This is a genomic window from Phycisphaera sp., assembly GCA_025916675.1.
Classification (GTDB): Bacteria; Planctomycetota; Phycisphaerae; order Phycisphaerales; family UBA1924; genus JAHCJI01.
Genome location: CP098402.1, coordinates 2,063,891 through 2,087,731, shown reverse-complemented (window position 1 = coordinate 2,087,731; position 23,841 = coordinate 2,063,891). Strand labels below are relative to the sequence as shown.

Here is a 23,841-nt window from a genome sequence, read left to right as displayed (position 1 = left end):
TGGTTAGAGTTCTGCGTTCCGTTCCCTCGGACTCTCAGTGGAGGTACTCATCATGACCGTGACCATGGCTGTTCGGCTGGCCGCAGTCTCGCTTTTCGCGTCGTGCCAAACGCTTCTGGCTCAGGAACCCATCAACCCCGTGGATCGCGCGGCCTCGATCTCGGCGTTCGCGGATGGCGATCAGAGCGTCAGGTTCGAGCGCTTGTACCGCGTTTTCGAGAACGAAGTTATCCAGGGATCCCCGCCCGCGAGTGTGGCCCAGGCCAGCATCCTGGCCGGTCCGATGGGGGAGTTTGCTTTCGGTGTTTCGACTCGCCTCGAAGTGACCGCAACCGATGCCGGCCGTGCTACCGCGTTCTGCACCGATAGCCTCGTATTCGATGTCGTGGTCGAGACGCCCTTCAGCCTGTCTTCCCGTTATGACGCGGACACGCCCGTCGGGGCAGCCGCAACGGGCGGCACGGTGGGTGTGGCGGTCGAGGGAGAGGGCGTCATCACGCTCTCGGACGGTCGGGTTGTTTCTGCGGTTGAGCTGCGAGCTTCGGACCGGCCCGACGGCGCGGCTGTTGGCGGCAGGCTCTCGCCCGGGCGTTATCGCATGAGTGTCGAGTTTTCGGCCAACTCGGCCGCTGTCGGCGGCGACGCGATGACCGGTCTCAACGCCGAGGCCCTATTCACGACTTCGTGCCGGGTCGATCTGAACGCCGATGGGCGGGTCGATATCTTCGACTTCCTCCAGTACCAGACCCTGTTCGACGACCGGGATCCTCGCGCCGACTTTAACGGCGACGGCGTGTTCGATATCTTCGACTTCCTCGGCTACCTCGACGCGTTCGACGACCCTTGCTGAGGCCCGTGCTGAGACTGGGCTAGAGCTAGCGTCGCGGATTGCGGCCCGTCCGCGGCCGCGCGGGGGCTCGCGCTGGCGGGCTCGCGCGCAGTGTCGGTGGCTGGGCTTCGGGCGCGGTGTCGGCCTCGGAGACTTCCTCGTGCTGCCCGTTGGGCGCTGCCGGGGTTTCTGTACCTTCGGTCGATGCCGAACTCTCCTCGTTCGCCCTCGCGAAGACCAATCGTCCGGCCGAGGTTTGCAGGGTCGACCGCACGGTGAGCATCACCCGCTCGCCGATCATCGAGCCGCCGTCTTCGGCCACGATCATCGTGCCGTCGTCGAGGTAGCCCACGGCCTGGCCCTGCTGCTCTCCCGCGCGAAGCAGGTTCACCTCGATGCGCTCGCCCGGCATCACGGTCGATCGCATCGACTGGGCGATGGTGTGCAGGTTCAGCACGCGCACGCCGTGGATGTTGGCGGCCCGCTCGAGCCCGCTGTCGGTGGTGATGATCGTCGCGGGCGTGCGGCCGCCCATCTCGATGAGGGCCTGGTCGACCTCGGCGGCGTGCTGGGTGACGGCCTCGACGCTCACCTCGATGGCGCTCGAACGCTGCAAGCGGCGCACGGCATCGAGCCCGGCCCGGCCGCGGCTGCGCTTCATCTTGTCGTGGCTGTCGCTCAGGCGTTGCAATTCGTCGAGCACGAACTGCGCCACGATCAGCCGGCTCTGGAAGAGCCCCGTCTCGGCCATCGCCACCACGCGGCCGTCGATGAGTGCGCTGCTGTCCAGCAGCCAGGGCTGCGGCCCGCGGATCTGCCGGCTGAACTCGACGTAGGGGATGACCAAGCGCAGGTCGTCCTGGGTCTGCAGCACGGTGACGATGGCCAGGTACGCCAGGCCGATGCCCAGCAGGATCTTGCCCATGGCCATCAGCTCGCGCGCCTCGATGCCCCAGGCCTGGATGACCACGTCGATCACGGTCCACAAGATGAGCGTGGCCGCCGTGGCCAGCACGAGGCCCACGAAGATGCTCACGAGGGTGGCGATCTTCTTGCGCGGGGTCAAGAGGTCGATCGAGATCGCGACGGCCCCGATGATGGCGGCGCCGATCATGATCATCCACCAGTAGCTGGCGAGGTTGTCGCTCCCGCGCTCGGTGGGCAGCGGAGGGCGCAAGATGAACAGCGTGGCCACCGTCAGGAACAGCGCAAAAAAGCCCACCCGGACAATGGTGACCAGCAGGTGCCGCTGGCGATGCTGGCTCTCGATGGCGTCCAGGTTCGTCGGCATGGCGAGGCGTGGGCTCCGGGTGTGAAATCGGCGTTGGGGTCGGGGCGTTCCCCTTCCATCGACCATACGTCCCCCGGCGGCCCCGTGTTGCCCTCGGGCGGAGGGTCCGGTATCATCCGCCCCGCTCCGCGGAGGTTCTTGGCCCTGGTGCCGCCGGCCGACTACGGCCGCCCGACAGCACCCGGGCCCATACCCCCTACGGAGTAGCCCCCACGGAGTGGGGGCCCTTGGTTGGTGGCCGGGCCCGGTGCGTGGGTGGCCTCGCGAATCGGGTCAGGGCCTGACCGCAGCAGCCCTAAGCGGCGGTTGCCCGGCGCCGCCGGTGTCCTGGCCACCAACCGAGGGCCTCTGAAGGGGCCCTTTCCGGTTGGCTTATGGGTCGCCTCGCCGGCGGGGCCATGCGCGGGCTTCGCCCGACGCGGGTTGTGTCGATCGTGGGTTCCTGTTCCTTGGCCGCTCGGCGGAGCCGAGGACGGCTGCGCCAGAGCGTCGAGCGTTCGAGAACGCCCCAACAACACGAACCCAATGAACAAGGAGCCCGGCCAACGCCGAACCCCTCGCAGAACTTATCAACAAGAACGGGGCCAAACGCCCGGATAACGCGCCGTTTCGTCTCACGAAACGGGTGTCGAGCGCGATAAAACAGTTGCCTCGCGGCGCACGACAGCCCGTGCCCGCCACGCGGCAGCCGTCGCGGCTCGCGCCGCGGGTGCTTGCCGCCATGCCACGGGCGGGGCATGGCGGCAAGCACGGGCGCGGTCCCGCGTGGCGAGTGCGATCCCGAGGGCTGCGCGCGGGACGGATGGTGCAACAGGCGTGCCGCAGCGCCGATGCCGGGCGCTGCGCCTCAGACCAATGGCCTTGCATCGCCGGGGCGTTTGTGGTATTCTGGTTGAAGAAGGAGCCCGCGATGCCCACCAGCCCATCCGCGTCGATCCCGGTTCGCGTTCCCATCCTGCTGGCCGCCGCCGGGCTGGCCCTGGCCGCGGCCGGAGCGTTCGGGCAGGGCGACCCGCTGGGCGAGCCGTTCCCGGCGGTGCTGGAGTTGGCGGATCTGGACGGCCGGATCGGCTTCCGGCTCGACGGTGCCGGCGCCGAGGACCGCAGCGGCCGAGCGGTGGCGTTTGTGGGCGACGTCAACGGCGACGGCCTGGATGACCTGATCGTCGGTGCCGACTTGGCAGACGGCGGTCGATTCGATGCCGGATCCGCCTACGTCGTCCTCGGACGCGACGCGACAATGGGCTTCGGATTCCCGGCCATGATCCCACTGGCCGGCTTGGACGGATCGGATGGCTTCCGCCTGGACGGAGTTGTTCGGGACGATCGATGCGGGCGCACTGTGGCCTCGGCGGGCGACGTGAACGGCGATGGCGTCGCGGACATTTTTGTCTCGGCGTACCAGGCCGATCCCGGGGGGCTGAGTTCGGCCGGCTCGAGCTACGTCGTATTCGGACGCGATGCGGCGACGGGTGGGGCCTTCGCGGCGGCGATCGACCTGGAAGGGCTCGACGGGAGCACCGGCTTCCGCATCGACGGCGTGGCCAGGTGGGACGGCAGCGGCGATTCCATCGCTCGTGCCGGAGACGTCAACAACGACGGCATCGATGATCTGGTGATCGGCGCATCCCGTGCCGACCCGTCGCTCGTGGACACCGGCTCGACGTACGTCGTGTTCGGACGCGATGCGTCGTTGGGTGACGCGTTCCCGCCCGTCATGGCCCTGGATGAGCTCGACGGCTCGAACGGCTTCCGCCTGGACGGCGTTGGCTTGATGGACCTGAGCGGCGCCAGCGTCGCCTCGGCGGGGGATGTGAATGCCGATGGCATCGATGACGTGGTCATCGGCGCACCACACGCCTTCGCCGGTAGCCTCCAGTACGCCGGCAGGAGCTACGTTGTCTTCGGCCGCGACTCAGTATCGGGTCCGGCCTTCCCGGCAACCATTTCGCTGGCCAGCCTGAATGGGACCAACGGCTTCGAGGTCATCGGCGCCGTCGATCGGGGCTTCAGCGGGAAGGTGGTGGCTCCGGCCGGCGATGTCAACAACGATGGCGCGGACGACATCATCATCGGGGCCTACCGGACCAGCCCGGGCGGACGAGCGTTCGCCGGCTCGAGCTACGTCGTCTTCGGGCGGGACGTGACATCGAGCGGGGCGTTCCCGGCCGTGATCGAGCTCTCCGGGCTGGATGGACGCAGCGGGTTCCGGATCGACGGCGCTACCCCGGACGATCGGAGCGGGCGGGCCGTCGCGTCGGCCGGCGACGTGAATGGCGACGGGATCAGCGACGTAATCATCGGTGCCCCCTGGGCCAGCCCGGGGGGGGGCGCTCCCGCGCGGGCTCGAGTTACGTCGTGTTCGGTCGCGATGCGACACTTGGCCGCACGTTTCCGACCGTGCTCGATCTCGTTGATCTCGATGGGCGCAATGGCCTGCGGCTGGACGGCATCTCGGCGGAAGACTTCAGCGGCAGTGTTGTCGCGGGCGCGGGCGACATCAATGGCGACGGCGTCGATGACGTCCTCATTGGAGCCCTCTACGCCAATGCGGGAGGCCGAGAGGGTTCTGGTCAGAGCTATGTCGTCTTGGGACGAAGCTTAGTAATCTGCCCAGCCGACCTCGACGGCGACGGCGCCCTCACCATCTTCGACTTCCTCGCCTTCCAGAACCTCTTCGACCTGATGGACCCCGCCGCCGACTTCGACGGCGATGGCGACTTCACGATTTTCGATTTCCTGGCGTTCCAGAACGCGTTCGATCTGGGGTGCGGCTGATCGGCGCGGCCGGGCGTGGTTCCCAACGCGGACGCTCGGCCCTTCGCGTGGTGTCTGGGGCCCGCCTTCGTGCATTCAATAGCCGTAGTCGGCCGGCGAACCGCCCGAGTCGTCGCCCGCGGTGGCGGCCTGGTGCTGCACGAACGCCGCGGCCCCCACCGGCGCGCCCACGAGCGCGAGCGTGAGCAACGCGGGCGCCCACCAGCGTTTGAGCCTCGGCATGAAGAACGCGGCGACGCCCGAGCCGGCGGCCGCGAGCAGCAGGAGCACGACCGCGGGGGTCGTCAGGTTCGGCGAGCCCAGCGTCCGGCCCACCAGCAGCCACACGCCGATGGCCATGGCTACCAGCACGCCCACGCCGCGGAGCGCGACGCGGCCGCCGGGGTTGTCGAAGATGGCCAGCACGATCGCGGCCGATACGAGCACCGCCGGCACCACGCCGAACTGCCGGGCCGAAACGCTGCTCCCCGAATGGAAGATGGCCAAGGCGGCGGGGCCCAGCGCGATGGTGAGCGCGACGATGGGTAGGGGCCTGGCCAGCCTGCCCCGATCGCCGTCGCTCGCACGATCAAGAAGTGAATGGATCAGAAAGGCGGGCAGCCCGATCGCCAGCGCGTCGAGCGCGATGGCCAGCGGCAGGTTCCCGGTGGCCGGCAGCGGCTCGCGCACGCCGTAGCTGATGGCACCCGCACCAACAAGGCACACCGGCAACGCGAACCACCACCGCCGCGGCCCGGCCGCGATGATCGCCGCCGCGATGGCACCGAAGCCGACCATCGCGGGGGTTCGATTGTTGATGCCCAACGGCCACCAGCCCGGGTATGGCTCGAGCGTTCGCATCGAAAGGACGACGCCGGCCCCCGCGAGCAGCGTGGCGAGAAGCACGAGCCCGCGTTCGAGCCATCCGCTGGGGCACACGGGCTCGGGCTTGCCGGCCGGTGTGAGCGTGCTTGGACGGCGGCCGCGCCGAAGGGCGATAGCCAAACCCGCGAAGAAGAGGGCGAGCGTAGCGATCGCGCCCGGCAGCACGCCGCCGATCAGGGCTTCTCGTATGGGGATCATCTGCCTATTGCTCGATGCCTTCGATGAACACCGTCAGTTGCACCTCGTCGCCCAGCACGCCTTCCTCGACGTACTTGGTCATGCCGAAGTCGCTGCGCTTGAAGCTCAGCTTGGCCTCGAAGCCCGCGCGCTGGCCTCGGAACTCTCCTTCGCCCGTGGGTGTAACGGTTGCCGTCACGGGCAGGCTCTTGCCGAGCAGGGTGAGTTCGCCTTTGACGGTCATCGCGCCATTGCCGGCGGATTCTGCTCCGGTGGCCTTGAATGTGCACGTCGGGAATTGGCCCGAGTTGAAGAAGTCGACGCTGCGCAGGTGGTCGTCGCGGCTGTTGTTTCCCGTCGAGACCTTGGTGGTATCGATGGTCACGTCGATCGACGTGGCCGCGGGGTTGTTGGCATCGACAGTGATCGTGCCCGAGGTGCCGTGGAACATGCCGTAGAACGGCGCGGCCCCGGCGTGCATGATTCGGAAGACCACGCCCGAATGCACACCATCGATCTCGTAGTTCTTGGCGTCTTCCGAGACCGACGCAGCGGGCTCGGCGAGGAACGACACGGGGGTGATCGCGGCGTCCTGAATGGCTTGGTATGTGGCTGGGGTACCGGGCACGAGGGCGGACACCGCCCACGCGCCAGCGGCCCCCGCGACGACCAAGCCGCTCGCCGACAGAATCTTGTTGATCTTCATGTTTGGAATCCTTGTGGTTGAGTGTGACGGATCGGTGGATTCACGGAACCCGTGCTCTATCGGGCGTATTCCGGCTCGTTGCCGGGCTTCCATTTGATCGAGCAGCCGATGCTGGGCTTCTGGTTGGTCTCTATCTCCTGCCCGGTCATGACCGCCTCGATGGCCATCCGCAGGTCGCGACCGGTCACCGGCTCGTCGGTGCCCGGGCGGCTGTCGTCGAGCTGGCCTCGATATGCCAGCTCGAAGTTGGCGTCGAACACGTAGAAATCGGGCGTGCAGGCGGCCCGATACGCCTTGGCCACCGATTGGTCGGCGTCGTAGATGTACGGGAACTCAAAGCCGTGCTTCTTGGCGACCTCGGCCATCTTCTCGGGGGCGTCGTCGGGGTGGGTGTCCACGTCATTGGGCATGATGGCGACGAAGGCCACGCCCTTGCGGGTGCAGTCGTGCCCCAGGCGGGCCAGCTCGTCCATGATGTGCTTGACGAAGGGGCAGTGGTTGCAGATGAAGGCCACCACCAGCACCTTGGCGCCTTGGAAGCTCTCGAGGTCGATGACCGTGCCGGGGGCGCTGACGCCCGAGTAGTCCAGCAGGGAGAAGTTCGGTGCCGGTGAGCCCAGGGGCAGCATGGTCGATTCGACGGGGGGCATGGGTTGGTCTCCGGAGGGGCGTGGCGGGCGAGCCGGGTACGAACGGGCCGCTCGGGAGCATATGGCCCAACCCCGAGACGTCTATAGAAGGCAGGACGGCTTCGGGCCGATGGCTATACTTCGCCTCGGCACGGTGGTCCGAAGGTGCCGACGCGGGCAAACCCGAATCCAAGAGCCCCCTGTTCGTTCTGGGGAGTGTTGGTGGTTTGGGGGCCGGCGATTCTTGATTCTGGTGCGGCCAATTCCGGCCGCCCCCATAAGCGCCCTGGGCGGGGCATCTCGTTGGCGGCATGTGCCGCTGGCGGGGTTCGGGCCACGCTTCCCGCCGGTGTCGCTGCACGAAAGGCTCCCTCCAATGGCCGAGACAACCGAGAACTCCCTCGTCAAGGACCTCATCGAAGCGGGCATCCACTTCGGGCAGCGCAGCAGCGCCTGGAACCCGAAGATGAACCGCTACATCTACGACCGCCGCAACGGGCTGCACGTCATCGACATCAAGGAGACCGTCAAGGGCCTGCTGCTGGCCAAGCGGTTCCTTGCCAAGACGGTGTCCGAGGGCAAGGACGTGTGCTTCGTGGGCACCAAGCGCCAAGCCAAGGACATCCTGGAGGAGCGTGCCAAAGACGTGGGCATGCACTGCGTGACCGAGCGATGGCTCGGCGGCATGCTCACCAACTTCCGCACCATCCGCACGCGGCTGAAGCGGCTCGAAGAGCTCGAGGCGATCGAGCAGGACGACAACTTCGCCAGCTACTCCAAGAAGATGGAGAGCCAGCTCCGCCGCGAGATGACCAAGATCCGCCGCAACCTCGACGGCGTCCGCGCGATGGACAAGCTGCCGGGCGCCCTGATGGTCGTCGACGTGAAGCGCGAGATGACCGCCATCCGCGAGGCCCGCAAGTTGGGCATCCCCACGATCGCCCTGATCGACACCGACGGCGACCCCGACGTGGTCGACATCCCCATCCCTGGCAACGACGACAGCATGCGATCGATCGACGTGATCATCCGCGAGCTGTGCAAGGCCATCGCCGAGGGCAAGCAGGGCCGCGGCGTGAGCGAGGCGGCCACCGAGAAGGATGAGGCCGCTGGCGAGCAGCCCCGCCGCCGCAGCCGCCGGTCGCAGTACTCGGCCGACGCCCCCGCGCCGGCGCCCGAGGCAGCCCCAGCGCCAGCCGAAGGCAAGGCCGACCAGCCCGCCGCCGCGTCGTCCGAGAGCTAATTACCCGTCCAGGCCGCACGCGGCCCGACCGCCAACCACACGATTTTCACCGGCACCGACAAGGTGCTGGCCCAAAGAGCCGGAGAAGACAGAGCATGGCACAAGTCGAAGTCAGCGCCAAAGACGTCATGAAGCTGCGTCAAAAGACGGGCCTCTCCATGATGGAGTGCAAGAAGGCCCTCACCGAGGCCGGTGGCAGCCAGGAGGCCGCCGAGGAACTCCTGCGCAAGAAGCTCAAGGGCAAGATGGAGACCCGCACCGACCGCGCGGCGGGCGAGGGCCGCATCGGCATCGCCATCGACGGCGACAAGGCCGCCATCGTCGAACTGCGTTCCGAGACGGACTTCACCGCCAAGAACGAAAAGTTCGTGCAGATCATCAGCGACATCGCCGGTACCGTGAAGGACGAGCCCGCGGGAGACGTCGCGCTGCCAGAATCGGCTAGCGGCGACATCGACGAGATCCGCATCACCACGGGCGAGAACATCAGCTATGCCCGCGGCAAGGCCCTCAAGGGCGGCACGTTCGCCTCGTACGTCCACCATGACGGCAAGACCGGCGTGCTGCTGCAGGCCGAGGGCGACATCGATGCGTCCGTCCTCAAGGACATTTGCATGCACATCGTCGCCGCCGTGCCGGTGCCCCAGGGTGTGAACCCCGAGGACGTGCCCCAGGAACTGGTCGAAAAGGAGCGCAAGTTCCGCCTCGAGCAGGCCATGGAGAGCGGCAAGAACGCCGAGATCGCCGAGATGATGGTCGAGGGCGGCATGCGCAAGTTCTTCGAGACCATCGCTCTGGTCGAGCAGCCCTTTGTCAAGGACCCCAGCACCAAGATCAAGGACCTGATCGGCTCCAAGGGCAAGCTGGTCCACTTCGAGCGTTGGGTTGTCGGCGAGACCGCCGAGTAACTCGATCCCGTCCTAATATCCTGGCCTCATGGCCAACCATCCAACCGAGCAGTACACCATCCGGGCCAAGGTCTTCGACCTTGTCCCGCAGTTTTTTATTACCGACCACCAGGGCCAGATGGTCGGCTACTGCCGCCAGAAGCTCTTCAAGTTCAAGGAAGAGATCGTCGTCTTCACCGATCGATCCCGCGAGACCGAACTGCTGCGCATCAAGGCCCGCCAGGTCATTGACTTCGGGGCCACCTACGACATGAGACTGCCCAACGGCCAGTCGATCGGCTCGCTCCGCCGGAAGGGCCTCAAGAGCACGTTCGTTCGCGATGAGTACCTCGTGTTCGATGAGAGCGACACGCCGCTCGGCATGCTCCAGGAGGATTCGGTGTTCCGCGCCCTGTTGCGCCGGGGCATCGACGCCGCGGCCGCGTTCATGCCCCAGAAGTATCACCTGCGCGACACCGGTGGCCGGGAGATCGCGACCTTCCGGCAGCACTTCAACCCGTTCGTCTTCAAGCTGGGGATCGCGGTGCTCGACGACCACGAGCAACTCGACGACCTCATGCTCATCGGCATCGGCGTGCTCACCGCGGTGATCGAGGGCCGCCAGAAGAGCTAGCGGCGCTCAGCCCTGCCGCGACACCAACACGGTGAGCAGCGTGAGATCCGCCGGTGTGACTCCCTCGAGCCGTGAGGCCTGGCCAAACGTCGCGGGCCTGAAGCGATCGAGCGACTGGCGGGCCTCGGTTCGCAGGCTCGTCATCGTGAGATAGTCGACGTGCGTTGGGATGCGTTTTTGTTCCATCTCACGCTGCCGCTTCACGTCGCCCGCCTGGCGTTGGATGTAGGGCTCGTAACGGATCTCGGCCGACACCATCCGAAGCACGCGCGGGTCAAACGTGCGGTTCGCCTGGGTCGACACGTCACGTTGGAATTGGGCATCGTCGTATTGCGGCCAGCGCAGGGCGTGGGCCATCGGGTGCCCGTCAACCCTTGCCGATGCCACCGCCGCGCGCAACGCCTCAGTTTCCCGCTGGCGTTCGTTGAACGAATCGATCCGTTGCCTCCCGAGTTGCGTGGTCGAGAGCATTCCAAGCTCAGCGGCCCTGGGCGTGAGTCGCTCCGTGGCATTGTCGCTCCGCAGCAGCAACCGGTACTCCGCACGGCTGGTGAACATGCGGTAGGGTTCTACTGGCGTGCGCGTCACCAGGTCGTCCATCAGGACCCCGATGTAGGCCTCGTCGCGCCCAAGCACGAAGCTCGGCTCGCGGCCGGTTGCCAGCAGCGCCGCGTTCACGCCGGCGACCAGCCCCTGGGCCGCCGCTTCCTCGTAGCCGCTGGTGCCGTTGATCTGCCCCGCCAGGAAAAGCCCGTCGTAGCGTTTCGTGCGCCCGGTCGCCTCGATCTGGTGCGGTCGCACCATGTCGTACTCGACGGCGTACCCCCACTGATACACTTGAGCGTTCGCACACCCCGGCAAGGTGCGCACCACCACCTCCTGCACGTCGACGGGCAGGCTCGTGGCGATGCCGTTGCAATAGACCGAGTCGCACTCGAGGCTCTCGGGCTCGAGGAACACGGTGTGCGACGTGCGCTCCGCGAAACGATGCACCTTGTCCTCGATGCTCGGGCAATAACGCGGGCCCGCCGCGAGGTCTCCACGGAACATGGGCGCGCGGTGCAGATTCTGCCGCACGAACTCGTGGGCTTCGGGCGTGGTGCAGGTCTTCTTGCAAGGCGTTGGCGTGAGCACTGGGAATCGGGGCGCTCGAACATCATCAACAGACCAGCCCGGCCCATCGGAACCCGACAATGGCGTCAAAGCGCTGAATGGCTCGGGCATCTCGTCGGGCGGCTGATCTTCCAGGCGGTCCCACTCGATGGTCGACTTCTTGAGCCGCGGTGGCGTTCCCGTGCGGAGGCGGCCGAGCTCGAAGCCCAACCGTGTCAGCTCGGCGGAGATGCCAACGGCGGGCCCCTCGCCGTGTCGACCGCCGGCGGTCTTCTGTTCACCAGTGTGCATCAACCCGCGCATGAAGGTGCCGGTCGTGAGCACGACCGCGCTGGCGCGCAGCTCGCTGGGAAAGTCGTGGTTCTCGCCGGTGCCCGGGCCGAGTCGCACGCCCACAACACGGTCGCCATCCAGAACGAAGTTCTCGACGGCCGCCTCATAGATCACGATTTCGGGGCGGGAGGCGACCATCGACCGGATCGCCCGCGCGTACGCGTGCTTGTCGCTCTGGGTACGCGGGCCACGCACCGCCGGCCCGCGGCTGCGGTTGAGCAGCGCGAAATTGATGCCGGTGGCGTCGGCCGCCAGGCCCATGAGCCCGCCGAGGGCGTCGATCTCGTTGACCAGTTGGCCCTTGGCCAGCCCGCCGATGGCCGGGTTGCAACTCATTGCGCCGATGGTGTCGGCGCGCAGGGTCACCAGGGCCACCGATCGCTCGCGGCCCAACAGATTGGCGGCGGCCCACGCGGCCTCGACGCCCGCGTGCCCGCCGCCGATGACGACAACCGCGAATTCTGGAGTGTGATCGGGACGCTCGCTCATGGGCCCAAGTCTATGAGCGATCAGACCGTGCTGGTGTCCTGCTCGGCGCAATCGGTGGCCTCGGCCACGCCCACGGCGACGGCCATCTTGACCAGGCACGGCAGGGTCCGGGCCTTCATCTTGCTCATGACGCGCGAGCGGTGGACCTCGATGGTCTTCTCGCTCAGGCCCAGCTTGGCGGCCACCTGCTTATTGGCATAACCCGCGACGACGAGCTCCATGACCTCGCGCTCGCGCGGCGTCAGCTTCTCGAGGCGGGAGTGGATGCCCGCAACGCTGGCGGCCTTCTTGCGCCGGTCCTCGTCGACGTCGATCGCCCGGGCGATCTGCTCGAGCAGCTCCTGGTCGCGGAACGGCTTCTCGAGGAAGTCGATGGCGCCCCGCTTGAGCGCCTGAACGGCCATCGGCACGTCACCATGACCGCTGATCATGATGATGGGAAGTTCGACGCCGCGGCTCTTGAGCATGTCGAGCAACTCCATGCCGCTGGTGCCGGGCATGCGCACGTCGAGGACGAGGCAGCCGGGCTCGTCGCCCGAGAACTGCTCGAGGAACGCGTCGGCGTTGGCGAATGGCTCGACCTTCAGGCCGACCGATTCGATCAGCCAACGCATCGAGTCACGCATCGAAGGGTCGTCGTCGACTACGAATACCGTTGCGGCTTTCGTGGTGGTGGGGTCGTCGGTATGGACTTGGCTCATAGTGCGCCTCCTTGGCTCTTGGATCGGATGTTGGTGGGAGCGATCGTCCCGCTCCGGCACGCCGCGGACTCGTCGGACAGGCCCGCCGGCCGCTTGAGCGGCGGCAGTCTGAGCTCGAACACGGCGCCACCATCGGGCACGTTGCGGGCAGTTAAACGTCCGCCATGCACCTCGGCGATGGTCTTGCTGATGGATAGGCCGAGGCCCATCCCCTTCGTCTTGGTTGAGAAAAATGGCTCGAACAATCGATTCTCGACTCCATTGGGCAGCCCCCGCCCATTGTCGGCCACCGCCAGGCACACCATGCCCTCGCCATCGAGGAACGTGGTGACTTGCACCCGAGCCGGTGCGCAGCCGCACTCACGGACCGAATCACTGGCGTTGCGCACCAGATTGAGTGCGACCTGCTGGATCTGCACCTCATCGGCCCGCACTCGCGGAAGATCGCGTGCCAATTCGATACTGAGCCGCACCTTGCCACTCTCCGGCCCGGCTTTGAAGAATTGCATCGCTTTAGCGATCGTGTCGTTAAAGGAAATGGGTTGGTACTGGCACTTGTTATGCGAGGCAAACCCGCGCATCCGCTTGATAATTCCGCCGGCAAACTCCGCGAGTTCGGCGCACTCGCGTGCGGTCTTAATGAGTTGCTCGCGATCGATCGTGCCGGCTTCCAGGCGGCGGAGGCAACCGTTCATGTAGTTTGTGATCGCACCCAATGGCTGGTTTAATTCATGCGCGATGCCGCTGGCCAATTCGCCGAGCGAGCTCATCTGCCACTGGTGGGCCATCTCGTCGAGTTGCTCTCGATGCCGTTGCTCTGTACGCTTCGATTCGGTGAGCGACTCGTGCGAGACGACAGCGTAGCGGCGGCCTTCCCAATCGAATCCCGAGGCGCGCACCTGGAACCAACGCTGCTCGTCGGGGCTGTCGCACGGGTACTCCACGTATGTCGCCGACTGTTGTCCAGACAGCACCGAGCGGAGTCCAGACGCGATGGTGTGGGCTTCGGTCTCCGCCGTTCCCTCGGCACCATCACAGATGGCAAGGTAATTCGTGCCAACCCCGGCGTCTTCGCTTTCAAAGCCGTTGAGCCGGGCGAAGTCCCGCCACGCACGATTGACGGCAACGATGCGTCCCGAGGCGTCGAGCAGCGCCACCTCGGCCGACAACGCGTCGAGGGCTCGCACCAAGAGATCCATGGTGTCGGCCGCCGGCTGGATGTCGAGCAGGTTGAGTCCATAACCAACAGCTGGGTTCTGCCGGCGGACGATGAGGGCAAAGTGCCCATCGCCGGCGAGATGATCGGGAAGAACTTCAACGCTCTCTGCGGCACGAGAGCTGTTTGGCGAGCGATTGCTGGGTTGGGAGCGAAAACTCGTGTTGTTCTCGATCGCATCCCGGGCCCCCAACCGCGTCTGCTCATCCACTTGGAATATCTCGAGGGCGGCGTCGAGATCCATGTCATCATCAAGGGTGAGAGTGGGGAGGTCTCGACGGGCCGCTGCGTTGAGCCAGGTTAAGGTAGCTCTCCCGGAATCTGAACGAATACCGAACACGGCGTCGGTGTTTCCGGCCGACAGCCGCTCGAACGAGTCGCTCGCAGCGTTCACTGATGTTGACTCAAGTTGTCGGTTGTTCGTTGCCATTATGCTGTACTCGGAATCCTGACCCGATCATGCGTATTCAATCAGCACCCATTCGGCCCCGCTGGGGTTCTAGGGTTATCCCATATGATTAATAGTATCCCGTAAGGGTATTAATGTATTTTTATTCCCAGATTAATGTGCCCATCCTGCACTCCAGACGAGGGTAACGGAGCCCGCTCGTGCTTTGTACAAAGTGTGAGAGGGCGATGGATAGGCTGCGGGCTGTTTGGTCCCAGAACCTTTCCAATTCCTCAAAACCAACGTTTTTCCCTCCCATTTGGAGGGGTTGCTGGTACACTGAACGTGCGGATACGGTACTGAGAGATCCGAGAGCACCAATCACAGAGGAGAGCACCTATGCCGATGCAATTCCGTCGCGCGGCCATCTTGGCCGCAGCGGCTGGCCTGGTTTTCGCTGGAGCAGCGAACGCCCAGGGCACATGCCGAGCTGACCTTGACGGGGACGGCGAGTTGACCGTCTTCGACTTCCTTGAGTTCCAGAACCTGTTCGGCGCGGGCGACCTGCGGGCCGACTTCGACGGCAACGGCCGCCTGGACATTTTCGACTTCCTCGCGTTCCAGAACGAGTTCGTGCTGGGCTGCCCCTCGGGCGACGTCATCTCGGCCGAGCTGGCCGCCGAGTCGCTGAGCGAGTATCCCTTCGCTGACTACGTCAAGGCGTTCAGCGAGGGTCGTACGTTCACCGTCGCCATCGACCCGGGCGTGACCACTCCCCCCGCCGGTTCGGTCGACATTTATATCGTCGACCACAAGACGGCTGCCGAGTGGGACGCCGATCCGTCGCTGGTCGACGCTCGCGGCCTTCCCCAGCCGGGCACCTTCAGCGGTGGCCCCTCGACCGATGACAACAAGGTTGACATCGGCGGCGTGGCCTTCCTGAACGCCGACGCGGGCGAGAACCTCGGCGTGCCCTACGACGTCGTGATCGACGTCGACGGCAACGGTGAGTTGAGCGGCGGTGACATCATCGATGGTCTGGACGGCCCCGGAATGTGGCTGTTCAAGGACCTGACCACGCTGGGCCCGGCCGCCCGCACCCGCGTGGACACCTACACCGCGAGCTTCCCGGGCATCCCCGGGTCGCGCAACCAGCAGCGCCTGACCTACCCGAGCGACATCGCCAGCCGGACCGACGTGCCCGTGGTGATCATCGCTCACGGCAACGGCCAGGACTACCGCTGGTATGACTACATGCACGACCACTTCGCCAGCCATGGCTGGGTCGTCATGAGCCACCAGAACGACACCGTCCCCGGCATCGAGACGGCCAGCGAGACCATCCTGCGCCACACCGATTACTTCTGGGGCAACCTGGGCACCATCGCCGGCGGCGTGCTCAACGGCCGCCTGGACAAGAGCAACACCTCCTGGATCGGCCACAGCCGTGGTGGCGAAGGCGTCGCCCGCGCGTACGACAAGATCCTCGACGGTGCGTACAACCCGGTCAACTACGCCCTGAGCGACATCAACCTGGTGTCGAGCATCGCGCCGACCGACTTCCTGCTGACCAGCCGCTCGAACCCGCACGGTTCGAACCACCACCACATCGCCGGCTCGGGCGACGGCGACGTGAACGGCGGGCCGACCACGCCCATCGTGCAGTACTTTGCCATCTACGAGCGTGCGAACAACGACGTCGGTGACAACCAGCGCACCAACACGTATGTGCTGGGTGCTGATCACAACGACTTCAACTGCTGCGGCTTCAACGATTACACCGGTCCGGCCGCGTTGCAGATCGGTCGCGCCGAGGCGCAGCAGGTCGCCAAGATTGCCTGGCTCGTGCTGATCCAGGACGCGGTCCGTGGCAACGACGTTGCGATGGAGTTTGTCCAGCGCGAGAAGGAGTCGACCCGACCCCTGGGCGTTCGTGAGTCCACCAACGTGGTCAACGAGTACAAGGCGGCGTTCGACCTGTCGCAGAAGACCATCATCGATGACTTCCAGAGCCAGACGTCCTCGACGATCGCCAGCTCTGGCGCAACGGTGAGCTTCAATGTCGGCAGCTTGACCGAAGGACGCCTGGACGACAACAACACGTCGTTCACGGCCGTGGCCAGTGACCCGATGAACGGCATGACCCGCGCTGACAACAGCCAGGATCAGCACCGCGGCATCGTGTTCGATTACACCAGCGATCGCTTCCTCGAGTGGGACCTGCTGGGCACCGCTCAGTTCAGCGATTGGACGCAGTACGGCATCCTGAGCTTCCGTGCATGCCAGGGCACCCGTGACCCGGACACGATCGCTATTACCGCCAACCAGACCTTCACGGTCACCGTGCGCGACGGCGACGGCAACACCAGCTCGATCAACATCGGTGCCTACGGTGGCGCCGGCCTGAACGAGCCGTTCCCCCGCACGGGCGCTGGCTCGGGCGTGGGTTGGGCCAACGAGTTCGAGACGTACCGCATCAACATCCAGGACTTCCTGCGTGATGGCGTGACCCTCGACCTGACCAACATCGATGCCGTTCGCTTCGAGTTCGGGCCGTCCTTCGGCACGTCTCGCGGCCGTATTGGCTTCGATGACCTGGAGTTGCTCCGCTAATCACGTCGCATCGTGTCGGGTTTCACGCCGAGTCATGGCGTGAACGAAACTGAACCATCACCGATCAACATCGGAGTTTGAAGACCATGAAGTTTCTGAACACAACTCTCGCGGCGTCCGCCCTGGCTGCCGCCGTCGTCATCGCCGCTCCCCCGCAGGTGCCCGCCACTCCGGCGGCCGTGCAGGACATCGTCTTCGCCCAGCCCTTCACCCTTGACCGGGGTGAGGTCAGCACGTGGCGAGCCGAGCGTCCTGTCGTGGACAGCGGCTACATCCTCGTCCTGAAGGTCAACCCCGATCTGGTGTACCCGCGCCAGAGCGCCGAGCCCGTGCTCTACGTCGGTGACACCACCGCCGAGCGCATGAACGTCGGCTACCGCTCGGGCTATGTTGTCGCCGTCGTCGGCGCTGACATCACCGGCGAGAAGGCCATGGATCTGAGCAAGGTCAAGATCTGGTTCGGCACGCCCGAGCTGCCCGAGCGCGTCGATGCCAATCGCATCGCGCAGGAGTCGGCCCTGGCCGACGCCGCGGGCATCAAGGCGTTCGACGCCGACAAGATCAGCACCCTGCTGGCCCAGAACGAGACGCTGAGCGAGCAGACCAAGGCCGGCATCCTCGACGAGGTCGCCGCCCAGATCCGTCGCTTCAGCCCGCAGGAAGAAGAAGTTGCCGTCGCTCTCGACGCCAGCTCGGGTCAGGTCTCGGGCAACTAACGCCTGTTACTGCCCCGCGATCCCTGATCGTGGGACCCCATGATTCGTCTATCACGCCCCGTGGTCGAGAGGCCACGGGGCGTCTTTATTCGGCGTGTGCGAACCGTATAGGGCTCTGCTGGTCAGTCTTCGAAACGCTGGCGGGCCCGGCGTTTGGCGGCCAGCAACCCGCTCTCGTTCGATGTGTCATCGGTCGGCTTGGTTGCGGGGTCGACGTCGGGCTTGGCGGTGTCGTGCGGTTGCGGTGGGGGCGCGGCTTGGGTTGCCATCCTCTCGGCGCGGGCACGCAAGATGCGTTGCTGGGCTTCGTGGGCCGACCGCTGTGCATCCGACTCTGTCGCGGAGACGTCAACGTCGCCGCCTCGCGCTCGCCTGACGCGTTGGTCACCCTTCGCGCCGCCGCTCTCCCGGAGCGTGCCGACGGCGGTGGCCGCGCCCTTGCCCTGCTTGCCGAGTACGGCGGTTGCGCGGAGCCACTCGGCCCCGAAGGCGCTGCTGACCAGCCGGTCCCAGGCTACGCGTCGAGTGCCGATGTCGAGCACGAGCACGGCGAGCGCCCATGCCAACAACAGCCGCCACAGCGGGCTTCGGGCCTCGCTGGGGCCGATGTCCCCGCGATCGAACACCCGGCTCGCCTCTGCGAAGCTCAGCACCCGCCCGCCGGTTGCCCGGGCGATCGCTTCGAGCCGGTCCACATCCGAGGCCAGCATGCGATACTCCTGCCCACCCGAAACCGATACGCCGGCGAGCATCGGTGGCAGCCCCCGACCGTCGCGTGTCGGGCGCACCACCACGACATACGAGCCGGGGTCATCCGCGGTCGCGGTCGCTTCATAGGTCCCGGGGCCGACCTGCGTGAAGCTGGTTTCGACGCTCCGGCCCTGTGGGTCGTACACGGTTGCCAACGCGGAGATCGCGTCCCCGGTCGCGCCGGTGTCGTCGATGGCTTCGACCTCGAGCCGGATGCGACCGTCTTCCTGCTGCACACGCATCGTCAGGCCCGAGTCTTCGGTGCTCCGGCTCATAGAGCGGACCAACTGTCCCCAGAATTGCTCGTAGCCGGGCCAATCGATCCACCGCTTGGCCCATTGCTGGGAGTCGGAAGTGAACGCGGCGACCTGACCAACGCCGGCGTTCCAATGGGCGAGCAGCGGCTCGCCCTGGCGGGTGGCCATGGCCAGCGTGATGGTTGGTTCCTGCTTGGCGCGTGTGAGGTTGATTCCCGTGAGCGGTGGGGGTGTGGGCAGCCCGGCCGTGGCCGGTGATGGGGTCGGGAGCACAACTGGCGTGATGTCCCCTTCGCGTACCAGCGGCGTTCGGGTAACCTGTACCTCGCTCAGGAACACCTGGGGCAGCACGTTCGGGTTCACGACATTGTAGAACGTGCCGTCGGCGGCTTCGGCGACCTTCTTCATCGATTCGGTGTCGGCGCTGTCGCCCACGGCGATGGTGCTGATGGTGATGTCCTGCCCGCGAATCTGCTTTGCGAGGCTGGGGAGCACGTCGGCATCCATCGAGAGCCCGTCGGTGAGCACGATGATGTGGCGGCTCTTGGCGTCGACGCTGCCAAGCTGTTCGGCGGCCATTCGCAACGCCGGACCGACGCGCGTGCCGCCACCCGAGGGGATCGATCGGATCGTCTGGGCGGTCTTGCGCGGGTTGGCATTGGGCGCAATCGGCACGACCAGCCTGGTCGAGCTGTTGAATGAGATCACGCACACCTGGTCGGACGCGTGCAGGTTCAGCACGGCGATCGCCGCTGCCTCGTTGGCGATCTGCTGCTGCGACCTGGACGACCCGAGCACGCTGCGGTTCATGCTCCCGGAATTGTCGAGCACGATGGCGATGGCGACTTCGGGGGTTTGCACGAGCTGTGGCAGGTCGAGGTGGACCGGCAGGATGGGTTCGATCGGCGAGCCGCGCCAGCCGCCCGACCCAAAGGAGCGTTGCCCGCCCATCATGACCAGCCCGCCGCCGAGTTGGGTGACAAAACTCGCGATCGCTGCTTGCGCGTCGGTTGGTACCTCGTCGGCGCCGACGCCAGCCAGGATGATCAGGTCGTACGCTTCCAGTCCGACGAGATCGGTCGGCACCCCCAGCGGGGGGCGCTGCTCGATGGCCAGGTCCAATCCCTCAAGCGTGCTCGCCAGCGTGTCGCTCTCGGTGCTTCCGGGTCGGTGGACGATGAGCACCGAGCCGTCGCCGGGCGAGATCGTGAACGCCTCTCCGCTGTTGTTGGCGAGCGTGGTGTCGGCGACCAGCCCTTCCTGCTCTTCGGGCTCGAACACGGCCTCGAATCGGTGGATCCGTCCCTCGGGCAGCGGCACCTCGAACACCTCGGCGCTGCGGCCCGCGTCGAGCAGGACGCGCCGCTGCACGCCGATGTCCCGGCCGTCCATCAGCAACCGCAATGTCCCGGCCGCGGGCGATGTCGAGCGCAGCCCGATGCGGATGGGCACCGTGCTGCCTCGCGCGGCTCGCGGCGGCGCGTCAACGAACTCGACCAGGACCTCTCGCTGCACGCGGTAGTCGATCGCCACGGTGTCGATCGGGAGCCCGCCCCGGGCACCCTCGCCCAGCGCCCGAGCGCGTGCGAGTCGATCGGCCGCTTCGAGCGCGTTCCCGACCGTCTGGTTGCCATCGGAGATCAGCACGATCCGGCCGGCGGCATCGGGTGGGATCATCGCCGCCGCCGCGTTGAGCGCCGCGGCGATGTTCGTCCCACCATCGGGTAGTTCGGGCAACGCTCGGTCGGCGACCGGGCCGGCCGTTGGCGAGAACACGGGCAGCGGGTCGTCGGCAAAGGCGACCACGCCCAGCAGGTCTTCGCTGCCGCGGGCCTGGCCCGAGGCCTCGATGAATCGGCGCATCGCGAGTGTGGGCGCGCCTTCCTGGCCCTCGGCCGCGGGCCCGTATCGCAGCACCGATCCCGACACGTCGGCCACGACCACGACGGCCATGCGATCGCTCTGGCGGATGCCGCTGGCTCCTGCCAGTGCGAGCGCGAGGAGCGAGAACAGCACCACGCGAGCGATTGCGGCGCTCCCCCGCCGGGTCCGGCTCATCGTTCGGAAGGCAGCCAGGGCCATCACTCCAAGCGGGACCGCCGCGATGGCCACCATCAACCACCAGTGGTTGTCGAAGGCGATCTGCCTCACGAGCCATCACCACCCTGAGTGGGCTTTTCGCGGGCGAACTGCTCGGCGTACCGCTCAAAGACACGGCGGATGAACTCGCTGCGTCGCTGCGGGACACGCTCACGCTCGATGGCCTCTTGCGCTCCGCGCGCGGCTTGCCGCACGTCGTCGGAGACGGTGCGGCCCTGCCCGCCCGGTGCGTCACGGCCATCGCCGAACCACTCCGCGACGGTGCGCATGCCGTCCTGGCCGGCCCCGTCCTCTTGCGGGGGCAGGTCCATCAGCTCCCGCTGCCAGGGATCGGTCGATTGGGGCTGGTCGCCACTGGCCTCGCCCTCGCCCTCGCCGACGCCCTGTGGTGAGGGGTTGCCGTCCCCTTCGATCGAGGGCGATAAACCGGCGCCATCCTCGCCCTCGGGCTGGCCGCCTTGTTGCTGCTCGCGCAGCTGTTCGAGCAGGTCTTGCTGCTCTTGGGGGGACATGCGTTCGAACACTTCACGGGCCCGCTCGCGGAGTTCCTGGGCTTGCTCCTGCTGCCGCTGGGCGTCACCGGGGCGGTCGGCCAATTCGCGCAGCCGCTCGGCCAGGCCTTGTTCGCTGGTTTGCTCTTGCTGGCCCTGTTGTTCGCCGGGTTGTTCTGCGGATTGATCGCCGGGCCGCTCACCACCGGGCCGCTCGCTCTGCTCCTGGCCTTGCTCCCGGGTTTGCTCCTGGGTTTGATCTGCCCCCGGCTGGGGCTCTTTCCCTTGCTCCTGGCTTGGCTCCTCGCCCTGCTGTTGGCCTTGCTGTTGTCCTGGTTCTTGGCCCTGTTGCTCGCGCTGTTCTTGCCCGCTTTGCTCTTGTCCTGACTGCTCCTGCCCAGGCTGTTCTCCAGATTCGCCCTCGCGTTGCTCTTGCGGCTGGCCCCCACGCGACTGCTGATCTTGCTCCTGCTGTTGCTCTGGGCCGCGTTCGACCTCGTCGGCGGCCTCGCGCACCGACTCGCCCAACTCGCGCTGTTGTTCCTGGGCATCGCGTTGGGCCCGCTCGCGCTGCTGGGCCTCTCGTTCGCGGCGTTGTTCTTCGGGGTTGTCTTGGGCCCCGTTGTCCTGGGTTTCAGCCGACGCGGGATCGCTGGCGGGAGGCTCTTCTTGGTTCTGCTGCTCGCTCTGTTCGTCGCGAGTCTCGGTCTGTGATGGTGGAGGGATTTGCTGGTCTTGGTCTTCGGGTTGGGTTGATGCGCCCCCCGTGGGCTCGCCGGGCGTCGGTGGCTCTTGCTCGCCTTGTTCGGTTTGCTCGGCTTGTCCGGTTTGGGGTTGTGCTTCGGTGGGTGCTTGTGGATCGAGCTTCTCGGCCAGTTCGCGCAGCCGCTCCGCGGCCTCACGGCGTTCCTGCTCGCCGGCCTGTGGATCCTGCGATCGCTGCCTCAACTCCTCGGCCGCTTCCGCCGCACGTTCGAGGTCGCCGCGCTCCAACGCTTCGGCGAGTCGCTCGGCGGCGCCACGCAGCGAGTCCTCGTCCAGTTGTTCACGGTCACCGGTCGGGTCAAGGTTGGCGAGCGCATCACGCAGCGCCTCGTCGGCCAGTTCCCGCTCGCGGGCGGCTTCTTCGAGCGCCTCGGCCGCCTCGGTAGCCGCGGCCGTTGCCTCGGTCACGGCTTCTTCGGGCTTGCGCTGGCCCGCGGTTAGTTCTTCCTCGATCTCTCGCAAACGCTCGAGTTGTCGTTCGAGCCGCTCGTCCTGGTCTTGGCTTCCCTGGCCGTCCATTTCCGCGGTTTGCTGTTCGAGAGCGGTTGCCAGATCCTCGATGCCCTGTCGGGCACGCTCGGCCTGCTCTTCGTCGACCAGGGCAACGCTGGCCTCCTCGGTCGTTGGCTGGTATCCCCAGGGTGGGACGAACACCGCGGCGGTGCACGCGAGGGCCACGAGGGCCGGCCACACGAGCCACGCCCTGCCCAGCCGCACGGGCACGACCTCGGTGGGCTTGACATCCGGCGCGACCGACTCGGCTCGGGCGATGGCCAGCGCGGAAAAACCCGGGTCTTCGTCATCCGCCCTGCTGCTCAGCAGCAAGGCACTGACCAACACGTCCTTGAGTTTCGCGTGCCGATCCGCGGCTGCGGCTGCGGCTCGCAAGGAAGGCCGGCGTGAGAGGGCCCACCCCGCTGCCAGCACGCCCGCCGCCAGGGCGAGGGCGATGACGGCCCAGATGGCCCACGTCGCAGGCCCGAGCCCTCGCGCCGACAGCACCAAGACCAGACCCGCCGCCCCGGCACCCACCAGACATTTTCCCAATAGTGAGAGCGTGCCGGCCAATCGCCAGCGTCGAGCAATCGCGGATGCCAGCCGCCGCGTTCGCGGTGCTTCAGAACCGGGTTGTTGATCTGATGGGTTCATGGCCATGCCCTGGGCTTGGGCCCATACTCACGAAGAGCTATACGGCGGATCCCACCGCCAGGTGCGTCCGACGGTAACAACCCTATCGGGCCACGGACACCATGGCCGCCCAACGCAACACGGCCGGGCAAACCCGGCTCGATCGCTGGTTCTGAAGCAGCCGGCTCGAAGCCGCCTCGCTCAGTCGTCCTCGTCTTTTGGAGCGGCCCGCATCAGCTTCTCGCCCTGCTCGGGGGTCATCGAGCCCTCTGCGATGTAGGCCGCGATCTCGCGGCGGGTCTTCTCGCGGGCGACCGACTTGACGGTGCTGCCCAGGATGCTGAAGACGATGGCCACAATCGCGATCGTGCCGCCGACGATCCAGAACACCCCGCCGTTATCGATGATCTGCTCGATGATCGTTTCCATGCCGATAACCTCCAGCGGCGGCCCGAACCCGGACCCTGCCGGTCATGTTATTAGGGGGAGGTAACCATGGGTTTCAGCCCATTTCCGGGACAATTTTCCCATAGGTTGACTAAAAGCGGGTGAACGGGATCGAACCGTCGACATTCAGCTTGGGAAGCTGACGTTCTACCACTGAACTACACCCGCGAAACGCCGCAAGTCGTTGTGGCGCAATTATTTGCACCGCTTGTCGACTGGCAGGAAGAGGCTAAAGCATGCCGCTCCGGTTGTCTCTGCGTTTGATTCTAGCGAGTCTCTAGGCCAGCGTCGCGCCT

General features: G+C 66.4%; 18 protein-coding genes, 1 tRNA gene and 1 other RNA gene. 9 read left to right on the top strand and 11 right to left on the bottom strand.

Annotated features, from left to right (window positions below):
• The first annotated feature begins 52 nt into the window (after window positions 1-52).
• Window positions 53-850, top strand: coding sequence for a hypothetical protein (locus tag NCW75_09000; GenBank protein ID UYV11437.1), 798 nt, complete (start codon window positions 53-55; stop codon window positions 848-850).
• A 25-nt stretch (window positions 851-875) separates the two neighbouring features.
• Here the strand turns inward: NCW75_09000 and NCW75_08995 are convergent, their stop codons facing one another.
• Window positions 876-2,120: a hypothetical protein gene (locus NCW75_08995; protein UYV11436.1), complete on the bottom strand. Its 1,245-nt coding sequence runs from the start codon at window positions 2,118-2,120 to the stop codon at window positions 876-878.
• A gap of 236 nt (window positions 2,121-2,356) precedes the next feature.
• Between NCW75_08995 and ffs the strand changes: the two genes are divergently transcribed.
• From ffs to NCW75_08980, 3 genes are all read left to right on the top strand, one after another.
• Window positions 2,357-2,456: signal recognition particle sRNA small type (gene ffs / locus NCW75_08990), an RNA gene on the top strand.
• Window positions 2,457-3,030: 574 nt separating this feature from the next.
• Window positions 3,031-4,725 carry an integrin alpha gene (locus tag NCW75_08985; GenBank protein ID UYV11435.1) on the top strand — a complete coding sequence of 565 codons (1,695 nt, stop codon included), beginning with the start codon at window positions 3,031-3,033 and terminating at the stop codon, window positions 4,723-4,725.
• A complete protein-coding gene (locus tag NCW75_08980; GenBank protein UYV11434.1) occupies window positions 4,710-4,898 on the top strand; it encodes a hypothetical protein in 189 nt (62 codons plus the stop codon). Before NCW75_08985 ends, NCW75_08980 begins: the two co-directional genes overlap by 16 nt.
• 75 nt (window positions 4,899-4,973) lie before the next feature.
• On the opposite strand, the gene NCW75_08975 is transcribed toward NCW75_08980, so the two are convergent.
• Genes NCW75_08975 through NCW75_08965 form a run of 3 tightly spaced genes read right to left on the bottom strand, consistent with a single transcriptional unit; the run spans window position 4,974 to window position 7,295 of the window.
• Window positions 4,974-5,960 carry a hypothetical protein gene (locus tag NCW75_08975; GenBank protein ID UYV11433.1) on the bottom strand — a complete coding sequence of 329 codons (987 nt, stop codon included), beginning with the start codon at window positions 5,958-5,960 and terminating at the stop codon, window positions 4,974-4,976.
• A 4-nt stretch (window positions 5,961-5,964) separates the two neighbouring features.
• Window positions 5,965-6,645, bottom strand: a complete 681-nt coding sequence (locus NCW75_08970) for a YceI family protein (GenBank protein ID UYV11432.1) — start codon at window positions 6,643-6,645, stop codon at window positions 5,965-5,967.
• Between the two features lie 56 nt (window positions 6,646-6,701).
• Window positions 6,702-7,295, bottom strand: a complete 594-nt coding sequence (locus NCW75_08965) for a thioredoxin family protein (protein UYV11431.1) — start codon at window positions 7,293-7,295, stop codon at window positions 6,702-6,704.
• A 355-nt stretch (window positions 7,296-7,650) separates the two neighbouring features.
• Between NCW75_08965 and rpsB the strand changes: the two genes are divergently transcribed.
• The 3 genes from rpsB (at window position 7,651) to NCW75_08950 (ending at window position 10,038) form a co-directional block, all read left to right on the top strand.
• The gene (gene rpsB / locus NCW75_08960) at window positions 7,651-8,517 is read left to right on the top strand and encodes a 30S ribosomal protein S2 (protein ID UYV11430.1); all 867 of its coding nucleotides are present in this window, start codon (window positions 7,651-7,653) and stop codon (window positions 8,515-8,517) included.
• A gap of 95 nt (window positions 8,518-8,612) precedes the next feature.
• Window positions 8,613-9,425, top strand: coding sequence for a translation elongation factor Ts (gene tsf / locus NCW75_08955; protein ID UYV11429.1), 813 nt, complete (start codon window positions 8,613-8,615; stop codon window positions 9,423-9,425).
• Between the two features lie 28 nt (window positions 9,426-9,453).
• A complete protein-coding gene (locus tag NCW75_08950) occupies window positions 9,454-10,038 on the top strand; it encodes a hypothetical protein (GenBank protein ID UYV11428.1) in 585 nt (194 codons plus the stop codon).
• A gap of 6 nt (window positions 10,039-10,044) precedes the next feature.
• Here the strand turns inward: NCW75_08950 and mnmG are convergent, their stop codons facing one another.
• From mnmG to NCW75_08935, 3 genes are read right to left on the bottom strand one after another with little or no spacing between them, the layout of a single operon-like run.
• The gene (gene mnmG / locus NCW75_08945) at window positions 10,045-11,973 is read right to left on the bottom strand and encodes a tRNA uridine-5-carboxymethylaminomethyl(34) synthesis enzyme MnmG (protein UYV11427.1); all 1,929 of its coding nucleotides are present in this window, start codon (window positions 11,971-11,973) and stop codon (window positions 10,045-10,047) included.
• A 20-nt stretch (window positions 11,974-11,993) separates the two neighbouring features.
• Window positions 11,994-12,674: a response regulator transcription factor gene (locus NCW75_08940; protein UYV11426.1), complete on the bottom strand. Its 681-nt coding sequence runs from the start codon at window positions 12,672-12,674 to the stop codon at window positions 11,994-11,996.
• Entirely contained in the window at window positions 12,671-14,134 is a 1,464-nt protein-coding gene (locus tag NCW75_08935; GenBank protein UYV11425.1) for an ATP-binding protein, read from the bottom strand. The genes NCW75_08940 and NCW75_08935 overlap by 4 nt, the downstream gene beginning before the upstream one ends.
• Window positions 14,135-14,677: 543 nt before the next feature.
• Here NCW75_08935 and NCW75_08930 point away from each other — a divergent pair.
• Entirely contained in the window at window positions 14,678-16,891 is a 2,214-nt protein-coding gene (locus tag NCW75_08930; protein UYV11424.1) for a hypothetical protein, read from the top strand.
• 86 nt (window positions 16,892-16,977) lie between these two features.
• Window positions 16,978-17,607, top strand: a complete 630-nt coding sequence (locus NCW75_08925; GenBank protein UYV11423.1) for a hypothetical protein — start codon at window positions 16,978-16,980, stop codon at window positions 17,605-17,607.
• 122 nt (window positions 17,608-17,729) lie between these two features.
• Here the strand turns inward: NCW75_08925 and NCW75_08920 are convergent, their stop codons facing one another.
• The 4 genes from NCW75_08920 to NCW75_08905 form a co-directional block, all read right to left on the bottom strand.
• Window positions 17,730-20,765, bottom strand: a complete 3,036-nt coding sequence (locus NCW75_08920) for a VWA domain-containing protein (GenBank protein UYV11422.1) — start codon at window positions 20,763-20,765, stop codon at window positions 17,730-17,732.
• Window positions 20,762-23,002, bottom strand: a complete 2,241-nt coding sequence (locus tag NCW75_08915) for a hypothetical protein (GenBank protein UYV11421.1) — start codon at window positions 23,000-23,002, stop codon at window positions 20,762-20,764. Before NCW75_08915 ends, NCW75_08920 begins: the two co-directional genes overlap by 4 nt.
• A 297-nt stretch (window positions 23,003-23,299) precedes the next feature.
• Window positions 23,300-23,527 (bottom strand): hypothetical protein, encoded by a 228-nt coding sequence (locus NCW75_08910; GenBank protein UYV11420.1) that lies wholly within the window; start codon window positions 23,525-23,527, stop codon window positions 23,300-23,302.
• Window positions 23,528-23,641: 114 nt separating this feature from the next.
• Window positions 23,642-23,713: transfer RNA gene (locus tag NCW75_08905), tRNA-Gly, on the bottom strand.
• Window positions 23,714-23,841 lie beyond the last annotated feature (128 nt).

Excerpts from the sequence above, each read along its gene's own strand:
- NCW75_09000 (UYV11437.1), top strand. The coding sequence starts at position 53 with ATGACCGTGACCATGGCTGTTCGGCTGGCCGCAGTCTCGCTTTTCGCG.
- NCW75_08995 (UYV11436.1), bottom strand. The coding sequence starts at position 2,120 with ATGCCGACGAACCTGGACGCCATCGAGAGCCAGCATCGCCAGCGGCAC.
- NCW75_08985 (UYV11435.1), top strand. The coding sequence starts at position 3,031 with ATGCCCACCAGCCCATCCGCGTCGATCCCGGTTCGCGTTCCCATCCTG.
- NCW75_08975 (UYV11433.1), bottom strand. The coding sequence starts at position 5,960 with ATGATCCCCATACGAGAAGCCCTGATCGGCGGCGTGCTGCCGGGCGCG.
- NCW75_08970 (UYV11432.1), bottom strand. The coding sequence starts at position 6,645 with ATGAAGATCAACAAGATTCTGTCGGCGAGCGGCTTGGTCGTCGCGGGG.
- NCW75_08965 (UYV11431.1), bottom strand. The coding sequence starts at position 7,295 with ATGCCCCCCGTCGAATCGACCATGCTGCCCCTGGGCTCACCGGCACCG.
- rpsB (UYV11430.1), top strand. The coding sequence starts at position 7,651 with ATGGCCGAGACAACCGAGAACTCCCTCGTCAAGGACCTCATCGAAGCG.
- tsf (UYV11429.1), top strand. The coding sequence starts at position 8,613 with ATGGCACAAGTCGAAGTCAGCGCCAAAGACGTCATGAAGCTGCGTCAA.
- NCW75_08950 (UYV11428.1), top strand. The coding sequence starts at position 9,454 with ATGGCCAACCATCCAACCGAGCAGTACACCATCCGGGCCAAGGTCTTC.
- mnmG (UYV11427.1), bottom strand. The coding sequence starts at position 11,973 with ATGAGCGAGCGTCCCGATCACACTCCAGAATTCGCGGTTGTCGTCATC.
- NCW75_08940 (UYV11426.1), bottom strand. The coding sequence starts at position 12,674 with ATGAGCCAAGTCCATACCGACGACCCCACCACCACGAAAGCCGCAACG.
- NCW75_08935 (UYV11425.1), bottom strand. The coding sequence starts at position 14,134 with ATGGATCTCGACGCCGCCCTCGAGATATTCCAAGTGGATGAGCAGACG.
- NCW75_08930 (UYV11424.1), top strand. The coding sequence starts at position 14,678 with ATGCCGATGCAATTCCGTCGCGCGGCCATCTTGGCCGCAGCGGCTGGC.
- NCW75_08925 (UYV11423.1), top strand. The coding sequence starts at position 16,978 with ATGAAGTTTCTGAACACAACTCTCGCGGCGTCCGCCCTGGCTGCCGCC.
- NCW75_08910 (UYV11420.1), bottom strand. The coding sequence starts at position 23,527 with ATGGAAACGATCATCGAGCAGATCATCGATAACGGCGGGGTGTTCTGG.